Annotated in this window: 10 protein-coding genes; 4 read left to right on the forward strand and 6 right to left on the reverse strand. The window is 74.0% G+C overall.

The window, feature by feature from the left end:
- Window positions 1-5 precede the first annotated feature (5 nt).
- Window positions 6-1,430, reverse strand: a complete 1,425-nt coding sequence (gene glnA / locus ACIBBA_RS22420; protein WP_396699926.1) for a type I glutamate--ammonia ligase — start codon at window positions 1,428-1,430, stop codon at window positions 6-8.
- A gap of 264 nt (window positions 1,431-1,694) precedes the next feature.
- Here glnA and ACIBBA_RS22425 point away from each other — a divergent pair, with 264 nt between their 5' ends.
- Window positions 1,695-2,102: an RDD family protein gene (locus ACIBBA_RS22425; protein ID WP_396699927.1), complete on the forward strand. Its 408-nt coding sequence runs from the start codon at window positions 1,695-1,697 to the stop codon at window positions 2,100-2,102.
- 144 nt (window positions 2,103-2,246) lie between these two features.
- On the opposite strand, the gene ACIBBA_RS22430 is transcribed toward ACIBBA_RS22425, so the two are convergent.
- On the reverse strand, window positions 2,247-2,936 hold the full coding sequence (locus ACIBBA_RS22430; protein WP_357049886.1) for a DUF4191 domain-containing protein: 690 nt from the start codon (window positions 2,934-2,936) through the stop codon (window positions 2,247-2,249).
- Between the two features lie 211 nt (window positions 2,937-3,147).
- On the opposite strand from ACIBBA_RS22430, the gene ACIBBA_RS22435 reads away from it, so the two are divergent.
- Window positions 3,148-3,315: a hypothetical protein gene (locus ACIBBA_RS22435; RefSeq protein ID WP_350872180.1), complete on the forward strand. Its 168-nt coding sequence runs from the start codon at window positions 3,148-3,150 to the stop codon at window positions 3,313-3,315.
- Between the two features lie 188 nt (window positions 3,316-3,503).
- The gene (locus ACIBBA_RS22440; RefSeq protein WP_396700018.1) at window positions 3,504-6,410 is read left to right on the forward strand and encodes an ATP-binding protein; all 2,907 of its coding nucleotides are present in this window, start codon (window positions 3,504-3,506) and stop codon (window positions 6,408-6,410) included.
- Window positions 6,411-6,444: 34 nt separating this feature from the next.
- On the opposite strand, the gene ACIBBA_RS22445 is transcribed toward ACIBBA_RS22440, so the two are convergent.
- Window positions 6,445-8,085: a hypothetical protein gene (locus ACIBBA_RS22445; protein ID WP_396699928.1), complete on the reverse strand. Its 1,641-nt coding sequence runs from the start codon at window positions 8,083-8,085 to the stop codon at window positions 6,445-6,447.
- Between the two features lie 51 nt (window positions 8,086-8,136).
- Complete coding sequence (lipA, locus tag ACIBBA_RS22450; RefSeq protein ID WP_396699929.1) at window positions 8,137-9,186, reverse strand: lipoyl synthase; 1,050 nt, start codon at window positions 9,184-9,186, stop codon at window positions 8,137-8,139.
- A 359-nt stretch (window positions 9,187-9,545) separates the two neighbouring features.
- On the opposite strand from lipA, the gene aspS reads away from it, so the two are divergent.
- Window positions 9,546-10,862 (forward strand): aspartate--tRNA(Asn) ligase, encoded by a 1,317-nt coding sequence (aspS, locus tag ACIBBA_RS22455; RefSeq protein WP_396699930.1) that lies wholly within the window; start codon window positions 9,546-9,548, stop codon window positions 10,860-10,862.
- Window positions 10,863-11,007: 145 nt separating this feature from the next.
- Here aspS and ACIBBA_RS22460 read toward each other — a convergent pair whose 3' ends face one another.
- Window positions 11,008-11,400, reverse strand: coding sequence for a VOC family protein (locus ACIBBA_RS22460; RefSeq protein WP_350872190.1), 393 nt, complete (start codon window positions 11,398-11,400; stop codon window positions 11,008-11,010).
- A gap of 5 nt (window positions 11,401-11,405) precedes the next feature.
- A complete protein-coding gene (gene lipB / locus ACIBBA_RS22465) occupies window positions 11,406-12,056 on the reverse strand; it encodes a lipoyl(octanoyl) transferase LipB (RefSeq protein WP_350872192.1) in 651 nt (216 codons plus the stop codon).
- Between the last annotated feature and the right edge of the window lie 12 nt (window positions 12,057-12,068).

Below are 12,068 nucleotides of genomic sequence, written 5' to 3' on the forward strand. Positions count from 1 at the left end.
GGTGCTCAGCAGTCGTAGTACATGGCGAACTCGTGCGGGGTCGGGCGCAGGCGCACCGGGTCGACCTCGTTGGTCCGCTTGTAGTCGACCCAGGTGGAGATCAGGTCCGGCGTGAAGACGCCGCCGTCGAGAAGGTAGTCGTGGTCGTCCTCGAGCGCGTCGAGTACGGCCGGCAGCGAGCCCGGCACCTGCTTGACGTCGCCCCACTCCTCCGGCGGGAGGTCGTAGAGGTCCTTGTCGATCGGCGCCGGCGGCTCGATCTTGCTCTTGATGCCGTCCAGACCGGCCATCATCATCGCCGAGAAGGCGAGGTAGACGTTGGCCGACGGGTCCGGCACCCGGAACTCGACGCGCTTGGCCTTCGGGTTGCTGCCGGTCACCGGGATGCGGGTGCAGGCGGAGCGGTTGCGCTGCGAGTAGACCAGGTTGACCGGCGCCTCGAAGCCCGGCACCAGCCGGCGGTACGAGTTGATCGTCGGGTTGGTGAAGGCCAGCAGCGACGGGGCGTGGTGCAGCAGACCACCGATGTACCAGCGGGCGGTGTCCGACAGGCCGGCGTAGCCGGTCTCGTCGTAGAAGAGCGGCTCGCCGTTCAGCCAGAGGCTCTGGTGGGTGTGCATGCCGGAGCCGTTGTCGCCGAAGAGCGGCTTCGGCATGAAGGTCGCGGTCTTGCCGTTGGCCCAGGCCTCGTTCTTCACGATGTATTTGAAGAGCTGGAGCTGGTCACCGGCGTGCAGCAGGGTGGAGAACTTGTAGTTGATCTCGGCCTGGCCGGCGGTGCCCACCTCGTGGTGCGAGCGCTCCACGCTGAAACCGCTGTCGACCAGCCGGCGCACGATGCTGTCGCGCAGGTCGGCGTAGTGGTCGACCGGCGGCACCGGGAAGTAGCCGCCCTTGTACGCGGTCTTGTAGCCGCGGTTGCCGCCCTCCTCCTCACGGCCGGTGTTCCACGCGCCCTCGATCGAGTCGATGTAGTAGAACGCCTGGTTCGCGGAGGTCTCGTGGCGGATCGAGTCGAAGATGTAGAACTCGGCCTCGGCCCCGAAGTAGGCGGTGTCCGCGATGCCGCTGGCGGCGAGGTAGGCCTCGGCCTTCTTGGCGACGTTGCGCGGGTCGCGGGTGTAGGCCTCGCGGGTGAACGGGTCGTGGATGAAGAAGTTGAGCGCGAGCGTCTTCTGCGCCCGGAACGGGTCGATGAACGCGGTGGCGACATCCGGGAGCAGGAGCATGTCCGACTCGTGGATCGCCTGGAACCCGCGGATCGACGAGCCGTCGAAGGCGAGGCCCTCGGTGAGGAGATCGTCGTCGACGGACTCCACCGGCATGTTGAAGTGCTGCATCACGCCGGGCAGGTCACAGAAACGTACGTCGACGAACTTCACGTCCTCGTTCTTGAGGTATCGCAGCAGTTCCTCGGGATTGGCGAACACACGTCCTCCTGGCACGTCCACTGGGTGGCTGGGCTGTTGGCGACGCTATGACCAGGCGGTTGCCCGGCCGTGTCTCCTATGTTTCTGCCGTGTTACGTCCCTCGCGGAGCGTCATTGGTACTGCTCCCGGGCCGCAGGCCGGCCTGGCGGCGGCGTCGGCCTGTGCCATTCTAATGACGAATATTGCTATTCGTCTGAATTGGCGCGCCAGGTCGAGACGGCCGGCCCGCCCGTCCTCGGACCCCCTGGATACCCTTGACCGCTGTGACCAACCCGCGTGATCAGCACCCGGTTCCGCCCGCCACCGACCCCGCCTTCACCACGCCCAGCCTGGGCCGGCGGTTCGGGGCTCTGGTGATCGACTGGGTGCTCTGCATCCTGGTGGCCAACTTCTTCGCCGACCCGGTCCGCGACGGTTGGGCCCCGGTGCTGGTGCTGGTCCTCGAGTACGCCATCTTCCTCGGCCTGTTCGCTCAGACGCCGGGCATGTACATCACCCGGATCCGCTGCGTCGCCTGGCTCGACGGCGGCCGGATCGGGCTGGCCCGGGGGCTGCTGCGCGGCGTGCTGCTCGCCCTGGTCGTGCCCGCCCTGATCATGGACGAGCACCGCCGGGGCCTGCACGACCGGCTCACCGGCTCGGTCGTCACCGCCGCTCCCGCCCGCGCCTGACCGCGCCTCGCTCCACCGCGACGGGCCGCCGCCCGCCGCGCCGGTCAGTGCGGTGCCCGAGCCCTCGGGGACGCCTTCGTCGCGGCGGAGACGGCGAGAGCCGGGCCCGATTGGGCCCGGCTCTCGCACGACGTACGACCGGGGTCAGCGGCCCCGGGTCTGGCGGAACGCGCCGCGCGCGGGCCGCATGTTCTTCGGGATCGCGCCCTTGGGCAGCTGCGGCCGGGCGGTGAGCGCCTTGAGCCGCTTGTCGAGCGAGTTGACGTCCTTGCCGCTGAGGCTGCGGGGCAGCCGCATCAGCGTCATCCGCAGCTTTCGGATCGGCAGCTCGCCCTCCTCCTGCCCGATCACGTAGTCGTGCAGCGGGGCGTTGCCGATGACCTTGGCCAGCCGGCGCTTCTCCTGGCCGAGCAGCCCGCGGACCCGCTGCGGGTTCCCCTCGGCCAGCAGGATCACGCCCGGCCGGCCGATGACCAGGTGGACCATGTCCATCTGGGTGGTGGAGCTGACCGCGGGGGTCACCCGCCAGTCACCCCGCATGCTCTCCATGATCTGCGCCGCCGCGCCGGGCTGCCCCTCGGCGGCGTTCATCATCGCCTTGTTGGACCGCAGGTTGAGCACGATCAGCACGGCGAGCAGGGTCAACAGGATGCCGATCGGCAGCCAGATCCAGCTCCAGAGGATCACCGCGACCACGGTGAGCGCGAGCGGGATCAGCACCGCGCCGGCGGCCAGTGGCGCGAACCACCGGTCCTGCTTGGCGGTGAACTTGAACACCATCCCGATCTGCTTCAGCCGCTGGCCGAACGAGACCTTCTCCTGGGGCTTTGCCATGCGGCCAAGTCTAGTGGGCGGCGCTCGACGGAGGTGATCCGCGCCCGGGGTAGCGGCCGGCTGAGTACCTTACGGCCGCCGAGCGGTCGGTAAGGGGCCGGTAAGGAGGGGGTGACGGCCGAGGATGAGGCGTCGTCCCCATGCCCCGGCGCCACCTTCGGGCGAAGAGTCAACGTCAGAAGTTGACCCCATCGCACGACAGGAGCCAGACATGTTCGGCAACGACGCAGACTTCCTGCTCTCCCTGCACCGCACCCACGCCGCCGAGCTGCGCGCCGACGCCGCCGCCGACCGGCTCGCCCGGTCGGTGCCGCGCTCCGGAATGCGCGGCTGGCTCGGCCGCCGTCGTCAGGTCGGCCGTACCGACGCCCGCCGGTGAGCGCCCTCGCCACGGTGAGCGCCCCCGCTCCGGCGGGGACCGCCGGCCCGGCCGCCGCCGCGACGCCAACCGGGCCGGCCGACCGCGGCCAGCCGCCGGCCGTCACCGTCGTCGGCCCGGCCGAGCGCGGTGGCCCGGGGGCCGGCGGCCGGCCGATCGACGGAAACGGCGCGGGCGCGGTCCATGGCATGCTCGGTGCCGTGACCGCACGCGCCGCCAGCACCGTCCTCGTCGGCCGCCAGCCCGAGCTGGCCGCGCTGCGCGACGCGCTCGGCCGGGCCCGCGCCGGAGAGGCCACCACCGTGCTGGTCGGCGGTGAGGCCGGGGTGGGCAAGACCCGGTTGATGGAGGAGTTCCGCCGGCTGGCCGTCGACGCCGGCGCCCGGCCGCTGGTCGGCCAGTGCCTCGAACTCGGCGAGGCCGGGCTGCCCTTCGCCCCGTTCGCCGCCGCGCTGCGCGAGGTGCTGCGCAGCGACGGCGCCGAGGTCTTCGCCGGCTACGAGGCCGAGTTCGCCCGGCTGCTGCCGGAGCTGGCCCGGGTGCCGGCGGTCGTCGGCGCGCCGGCGCCTCTACCGCTCTCCGACGCCCCGCGCGGCTACCTCTTCGACCTGGTGGCCGAGCTGTTCCAGCGGCTCGCCGACGCCCGGCCGCTGCTGCTGGTGATCGAGGACCTGCACTGGGCCGACCGGTCGACCCGCGACCTGATCGGCTTCCTGGTCCGGGCCGCCCGCCCCGGCCGGCTGCTGCTGGTCTGCACCTACCGCACCGACGAGCTGCAGCGCGGCCACCCGCTGCGCCCCTTCCTCGCCGAGCTGGACCGCGCCCGCGAGGTCGAGCGCATCGAGCTGGCCCGGCTGGACCGGGACGGCACCGGCGCGATCCTCGCCGACCTGCTCGGCGCCGAGCCGGCCGCCCGCGCGGTCGACGACATCCACGACCGCACCCAGGGCAACCCGTTCTTCATCGAGGAGCTGGCCGCGGCCGGCGACCCGATCGGCTGCGCGACCCTGCCGGACACCCTGCGCGACCTGCTGCTCGCCCGGGTCGACCGGCTGCCGGACCCGGCCCAGCGGGTGCTGCGGATCGCCGCCGCCGGCGGCACCCGCTTCGCCCACCAGCTGCTCGCCGAGGTCGCCGGGCTGCCCGAGGCGGAGCTGGAGGACGCGCTGCGCGCCGCCGTCGCCGCCCAACTGGTGGTGGCCGACCCCGAGGGCGACTACGAGTTCCGGCACGCGCTGGTCCGGGAGGCCGTGCACGACGAGCTGCTCCCCGGCGAGCACGCCCGGCTGCACGCCCGGTTCGCCGCCGCCATCGAGGCCCAGCCGCACCTCGTCGTCGCCGGCCGCGCCCCGGCCGAGCTCGCCCACCACTGGTACGCCGCGCACGACCACCCGCGCGCCCTGGTCACCGCCCGCGCCGCGGCCCGCGCGGCCGCCGAGCGGTACGCGTACGCGGAGCAGAGCCGGCTGCTGGAGCGGGTGCTCGAGCTGTGGGAGCTGGTGCCCGACGCCGCCGACCGGCTCGACATGGATCACCTCGCGGTGCTGGAGGAGACGCTCGACGCGACCGTCACCGCCGGTGACTACCAGCGCGCGCTCACCCTCGCCCGGGCCGCGCTGGCCGAGGTCGACTCCGCGGCCGAGCCGCTGCGTGCCGCCCGGCTGCTCGACCGGCTGGGTCGGATGCTGTCCATGCTCGGCAAGAGCGACGGCGCCGCCGAGCTGGCCGAGGCGTACCGGCTGGTGTCCGGGGTGCCGGACGGGCCGCAGCGGCTGGAGCTGCTCGCCGCCGTCGCCTCCCAGCTGGCCCGGATCGACCCGGTGGACGGCGTCCGGATCGCCACCGACGTACTGGCCGCGGCGGAGGCCGCCGAGGTGGACACCGCGCTGCTGCCGGTCCAGCTGGCCGTGCTGTGTCACCGCAACGACTCCGCCGACCTCGGGCTGGCCGAGATCCGCCGCGCCGAGGCGGTGGCCCGCGCCACCGACGACGTCCCGACGCTGGTCAGCGCGCTGGTCTACATCTCCGACGTGCTCTTCGAGCTGGGCCGCTACGAGGAGTCCGCCCAGGCCGCCGCCGACGGCGTGGCCGAGGCGCGCCGGGTCGGCATCAGCCGCTCCACCGGCGCGTACCTGCTCTCCAACCGGGCCGAGGCGCTGCTGGCCCTGGGCCGGTGGGCGGAGGCCGAACGGGTCTGCGCCGACGCGGCCCGGATCGACCCGCCCGGCGTCGCGGGGCTGCACTGGCTCCAGCTGCGGGCCGGGCTGCGGTTGGCGAAGGGCGATCCCGGCGCGGACGAGGCGGTCGTCCGGGCGCTGAGCTTCCTCACCCGGCCCTACCTGCACCCGCACCTGCGGCTGCCGGTGGACGAGCTGCGGGTGGAGGCGGCCCTGGCGGCCGACGACCGGGCCGAGCTGCGGCGCGCGGCCGAGGCGGCGCTGGCCGACGACACGCTTCCGACCTACCCCCGGTACGCCTGGCCGTTGCTGGGCGTCGCGGCCCGGGCCGCCCGGGAGCTGGACGACGCCGGGCTCGCGGCCCGGGTCACCGCGCTGGCGGCGACGGTGCCGGTCCGCTTCCCGGCGGAGCGGGCGTACGCCGCCCAGGTCAGCGCCACCGTGGTGGCCGGGCCCGACCCGCTGGCCGCCTGGCGGGCCGCCGTCGCGGCCTGGCGGACCGACGGCCAGCCGTACCCCCTCGGCCGGGCGTTGCTGTCGCTGGCCGAGGCGGCGGCCCTGGCGGGGGAGCGGGACGAGGTGGCCGCCGCGGTGCAGGAGGCGGCGGCGCTGGCCGACGCCCTCGGCGCGAAACCGCTCGCCGAGCAGGCCGCCACGCTGGCGCGCCGGGTCGGGCTGCGCGGCGCGGCCCGCGGCCGGCCCGGTGCGGACCTGCTCACCGACCGGGAGCGGGAGGTGCTGCGGTTGGTCGCCGAGGGGCACAGCAACAGCCGGATCGCCGAGCAGCTCTTCATCTCCCCGAAGACGGCCAGCGTGCACGTCTCGCGGATCATCGCCAAACTGGACGTCACCAACCGGGTGGAGGCCGCCGCCCTCGCCCACCGGCTCAACCTGCTCGCCGACCGCACCCCACGCTGATCGTCCATCGGGCCGAGCCGTGGCGGCTGACGGGTCAGGCGCGGGACAGGTAGATGCGGTAGCCGTCGACGGTGACCAGGTCGAGGCTGCCGGGGCTGGCGCGCATCCGGTCGTCCAACCGGGACGCCAGCGGCGAGCCGGCCGGCGCCACCCAGGCCGGCGCCGCCGAGTCCGCGACCGCCCGCCGGTACGGGGCGTACCGGTCGAAGCCGGGGCGCAGCTCGTCGTCGACCACCGCGCAGATCACGTCCTCGCCGGTGGCGAAGGTGAGCCGGTTGCAGGTCCAGTAGCCGGCATAGACGTGGCGGACGCCGAGCCCGCGAAGGGTGCCGACCAGTTCGGCGTGCCGGGCCTCGGCGGCTCGCGCGGCCGGTGCGGTGCCGGCCGCCCGACAGGTCGCGTAGCCGGCGGTGAGCAGGGTCGCGGTCAGCACGGCGAACACCCCCACCGCCGCGAACCGGGCGGGCCGGGAGCGTGTGCTGTCCAGCGGGTCACGAGCGGTGCGCCACAGCGGCCAGAGCAGCGCGGGCAGGGCCACCAGCAGGGTGGACAGGTAGCGCGAACTCTCCACCGGGGTGAGCCCGGCGGCGCTGCTCAGCACGTACGCGGCGAGGGTTGCCGCCGCGGCCGCGACCAGGGCGAGCCGGACCGCCCCGGCGACCCGCCCGGCCGCCGGACCGCCCGGATCGTTCCCGGGGGCGGACGGCGACGCCGGGGCGCGCAGCGCCCGCCAGGCGGTCACCGCGCCGAGCCCGAGCAGCACCGGCAGGGCGACCGCCCACCAGAGCTGCCAGGTCGCGCAGTGGCTCGGCGAGCAGAAGCCCATGCCCAGCGGCGGGCCGAGCAGCAGACCGCCGTGCAGCCGGTCCGCCCAGCCGGCCGGCACGTCGCCCCCGCCGGCGGCCAGCACGGCGTCGAGCGGATTGCGGCCGGTCGCCAGGCTCTGCCCGAGCAGCGGCGCCGCACCGACCAGGGCCGCGACGCCCACCAGCGCGCCGGCCCGGCCGAGCAGCTCCCGCCCACGGAAGGCGAGCAGCACCGCGCCGGTGCCGAGCACGTACGGCAGCACCAGGGGGTCCACCCAGAGCATCAGCCCGGCGAGGAACCCCCAGGCCGCCCAGCGGGGCAGCCGGCGACCGGCCCGGCGGGCGCAGAGGTCGTACGCGAGCAGGGCCAGCCCCACCGCGGCCGGGTTCATCTCGGGGTAGCCGCCGCCGGCGATCAGCTGGTTCTTGACGATCCGGTCCGAGCCCAGCGCGAGAAGCACCACCACCAGCAGGGCGAACCACCGGTCGCCGGTGAGCCGCAGGGTCAGCCGCCAGGCGAGCAGCACGAAGAGGGCGTACAGGGCCAGCGTGGGCAGGCGCAGCCCGAGCACCGACGGCCCGGTTAGCGCGAGCACCGGCGCGGCCAGGTACGCCTCCAGCGTCCCCATGTACGCCTGGCCGTAGAACCAGACCGGAAACTCCTGCCCCCGCGCGATGTGCAGCGCGGCCAGGCCCATGGTGGCCTCGTCGCTGTTCGTCGGCGGAGCGGCGGACAGCAGCAGGACGAGCCGGTAGGCCACCCCGGCCAGCAGCGCCAGCACGGTCAGCGCCCCCGCCAGCCGGGCCCGGGCGGACCCGGGCAGCGCGCGGGGGGCGTCGCGTGGCTCCTGGCGTACCCCGGCGGTCATGGCCCGATCATGGCACCCACCCGCCGGTGGACCGCGCAGCGGTGCGGCGGGTCAGCCGGCGGTGACCGGGCTGGCGGCGCGGGCGTCGAGAGCCTGGCGGTAGAGCCGGCCGGCCCGGTACGACGAGCGCACCAGCGGCCCGCTCATCACCCCGGCGAAGCCGATCTCCTCGGCCTCCTCGCGCAGCTCGACGAACTCCTCCGGCTTGACCCAGCGGGTGACCGGGTGGTGCCGGGCGCTCGGGCGCAGGTACTGGGTGATGGTGATCAGCTCGCAGCCGGCCTCGTGCAGGTCGCGCAGCGCCTGGGAGATCTCGGCCCGCTCCTCGCCCATGCCCAGGATCAGGTTGCTCTTGGTGACCAGGCCGTCGGCCCGGGCCTGCCGGATGACGTCCAGCGACCGGTCGTAGCGGAACGCCGGGCGGATCCGCTTGAAGATCCGCGGGACCGTCTCGACGTTGTGCGCCAGCACCTCGGGCCGGGACCCGAAGACCTCGGCGAGCTGCTCGGGGACCGCGTTGAAGTCCGGGATCAGCAGCTCGACGCCGCAGCCGGGCTGCAGCGCGTGGATCTGGCGGACCGTCTCGGCGTAGAGCCAGGCACCGCCGTCGGGCAGGTCGTCGCGGGCGACACCGGTGACGGTGGCGTAGCGCAGGCCCATGCTGACCACCGACTCGGCGACCCGGCGCGGTTCGTCGGCGTCGAACTCGGCCGGCTTGCCGGTGTCGATCTGGCAGAAGTCGCACCGACGGGTGCACTGGTCACCGCCGATGAGGAAGGTGGCCTCCCGGTCCTCCCAACATTCGTAGATGTTGGGGCAGCCGGCCTCCTGGCAGACGGTGTGCAGCCCTTCGCGCGAGACGAGCCCGCGCAGCTGGGTGTACTCCGGTCCCATCGTGGCCTTGACCTTGATCCACGGCGGCTTGCGCTCGATCGGCGTCTCGGCGTTGCGCGCCTCGATCCGCAGCATGCGCCGCCCCTCGGGGGCGGGCGTCGCGGTACGCGCGGCCGGGCCGGTCGTCGGCGCGGAGTGCTCGATCGTCACGAAAGCGAGCCTACGCCGGACGGCGGCCGTCGATGTACGCCAGGCGACCGGCGTCACGCCCAGGGGCCTGTGACGCCGCACACCCGGGCGGTGCGAAAAGGCGTCACATTCGGCGGGTGTCGGTGCTAGGGTCGCCGGCAACAGCGATGACGGAGCCGAGTAGCGCCCCGCCCCGCCAGTGCAGAGAGCCGCCGGTGCTGAGAGGCGGTCTGGCGCCGGGGCCGCGAAGACCCTCCCGAGCTGCGGGAAGAACGGTTGCGGGAGACCGCGCCCAGTAGAGCCCGCCCGGCTGGCCCCGGTCATCAGGCGACGAACGAGGCCCCCGTCCGCGGGGGCGAAGGTGTGGTGGCACCGCGAGGACCCGCTCGCCCACACCTCCCGGGATCGCGTTGCGATCGATCGAGGAGGTAACCGCCGTGCAACGCATCCTCTCCACCCAGCTCACCCACCATGTCGGCGAGACCGTCCGGATCGCCGGCTGGGTGCACCGCCGCCGGCTGCTCAAGTCGGTGGCGTTCCTGATCGTCCGGGACGCCGCCGGGCTCACCCAGGTGGTGGTTACCGACCCGGCGGTCCGCGCCGAGGTCGAGGCGCTGACCGAGGAGACCGTCGTCGAGGTCACCGGCACGGTGGCCGCGCGCGGCGGCGACGCCGTTCCCAAGGTCGCGACGGCAACGACGCCCGCCGGGGTCGAGCTGACCGCACCGACGGTACGTCCGCTCGGCCCGCCCGCCGTGCCACCGCCGTTCGACCTCTACCGGCCGGCGCTCACCGCCAGCCTGCCCACCCAGCTCGACCACGCGCCGACGGCGCTGCGGCACCCGTCCCGGTCGGCGGCGCTGCGCGTCTCGGCGGCGGCGGTGGCCGGTTTCCGGGCCGCGCTGGACGCCCGGAACTTCGTCGAGGTCCACACGCCCAAGGTGGTCAGCTCGTCGACCGAGAGCGGGGCGAACGTCTTCGCGCTGGACTGGTTCGGCCGGCCCGCGTACCTGGCCCAGTCACCGCAGTTCTACAAGCAGCTGATGGTCGGCGTCTTCGAGCGGGTCTACGAGGTGGGCCCGGTGTTCCGGGCCGAGCCGCACGACACCGTCCGGCACCTGGCCCAGTACACGTCGCTCGACGCCGAGCTGGGCTTCGTCGCCGACCACCGGGACGTGATGGCCGTGCTGCGCGACGTCGTGGCCGGGATGCTCGGCGCGGTCGCCGAGCGGGGCGGGGCGGCGCTGGCCACCCTCGGGGTCGAGCTGCCGGCGGTGCCGGCGCGGATCCCCGAGGTGCACTTCACCGAGGCGCTGAAGATCGCCGGCGCGCCGGCCGACGAGCCGGACCTCGCGCCGGCGCACGAGCGGGCGCTGGGGGAGTGGGCCCGCCGCGAGCACGGCTCGGACTTCCTCTTCGTCACCGGGTACCCGATGGCGAAACGACCCTTCTACACCCACCCGGACCCGACCAGGCCGGCCTACAGCAACGGCTTCGACCTGCTCTTTCGTGGGTTGGAGCTGGTCACCGGCGGGCAGCGGCTGCACCAGCACGCCGACTACCTGGCGGCGCTGGCGGCCCGGGGCGAGCCGGTCGAGCCGTACGCCGGCTACCTGGACGCGTTCCGGCACGGCATGCCGCCGCACGGCGGCTTCGCCATCGGCCTGGAACGCTTCGTCGCCCGACTCACCGGCGCGACCAACATCCGCGAGGTAACCGCCTTCCCCCGCGACCTACACCGCCTAACCCCCTGACCCCCTAACCCCGACCCCGGCCCGACCACCCCGGATCCAGCCAAGTCGATCATGAAGTTGTTGTCGCGACACGCCGTGGCTGCCGGCAACAACTTCATGATCGACGAGGTGGGCGGGTGGGGTCAGGGGGGTAGGGGGCAGGGGGTTAGGCGGGGCCGAGGAGGTCCCAGCGGTTGCCGGCGATGTCGCGGAAGACGGCGACCTGGCCGTACGGCTCGGTGCGCGGTGGGCGGACGAACTCGACGTCGGCGTCGCGCATCCGGCGGTAGGTGGCCGCGAAGTCGTCCACCTCGAGGAAGAAGCCAACCCGGCCGCCGACCTGGTTGCCGATCGCGGCGGTCTGCTCGTCGCCGTCCGCGCGGGCGAGCAGCAGGCCGGTCTGCGCGCCGGGCGGGCGGACCACCACCCACCGCTTGGGCCGGCCGTCGGTGGTCAGCGACGGCTTGTCCTCGACCAGTTCGAAGCCGAGCACGTCGGTGAAGAAGGCGATCGCCGGGTCGTACTCGGCGACCACGACGGTGACGAGGTCGACCCGCATGCGGCTCACTCGGCGGTGTCGGTGACCAGCGTGGCGAGGTGGCGCTCCACCACCGGCAGCACGTCGGCGACGGTGACCGGGCGGCCCAGCTCGGCGGTGAGCGAGGTGACGCCGGCGTCCCGGATGCCGCACGGCACGATCCGGTCGAAGAAGCCCAGGTCGCAGTCGCAGTTGATCGAGAAGCCGTGCAGGGTGACCCCGCGGGCCACCCGGATGCCGATCGCGGCGACCTTGCGGGCCGGCCCGCGGTCGTCCTCCGGCACCCACACGCCGCTGCGACCGTCGATCCGGCCGGCGGCCAGCCCGAACTCGGCGCACACGTCGATCAGCATCTGCTCGGTGCGCCGCACGTAGGCGACCACGTCCACCGGGTCGGGCAGCCGCAGGATCGGGTAGCCGACCAGCTGCCCCGGGCCGTGCCAGGTGATCTTGCCGCCCCGGTCCACGTCGACGACGGGGGTGCCGTCGGTCGGCCGGTCCCACGGCTCGGTGCGCTTGCCGGCGGTGTAGACGCTCGGGTGCTCCAGCAGCAGCACGGTGTCGCCGCGCTCGCCGGCCACCACGGACTCGTGCAGCCGACGCTGCTCGTCCCAGGCCGCCCGGTAGTCCAGCAGGCCGGCGCGTACGGCCGTCAGGCCGGAAATCGTCGTGGTCACGGCGTCCAGCGT

This window comes from Micromonospora sp. NPDC051006 (assembly GCF_044456245.1).
Lineage (GTDB): Bacteria > Actinomycetota > Actinomycetes > Mycobacteriales > Micromonosporaceae > Micromonospora.

Coding starts and splice junctions, on each gene's coding strand:
- ACIBBA_RS22430 (WP_357049886.1), bottom strand. CDS start 2,936: ATGGCAAAGCCCCAGGAGAAGGTCTCGTTCGGCCAGCGGCTGAAGCAG.
- ACIBBA_RS22460 (WP_350872190.1), bottom strand. CDS start 11,400: ATGCGGGTCGACCTCGTCACCGTCGTGGTCGCCGAGTACGACCCGGCG.
- ACIBBA_RS22445 (WP_396699928.1), bottom strand. CDS start 8,085: ATGACCGCCGGGGTACGCCAGGAGCCACGCGACGCCCCCCGCGCGCTG.
- ACIBBA_RS22435 (WP_350872180.1), top strand. CDS start 3,148: ATGTTCGGCAACGACGCAGACTTCCTGCTCTCCCTGCACCGCACCCAC.
- ACIBBA_RS22440 (WP_396700018.1), top strand. CDS start 3,504: ATGCTCGGTGCCGTGACCGCACGCGCCGCCAGCACCGTCCTCGTCGGC.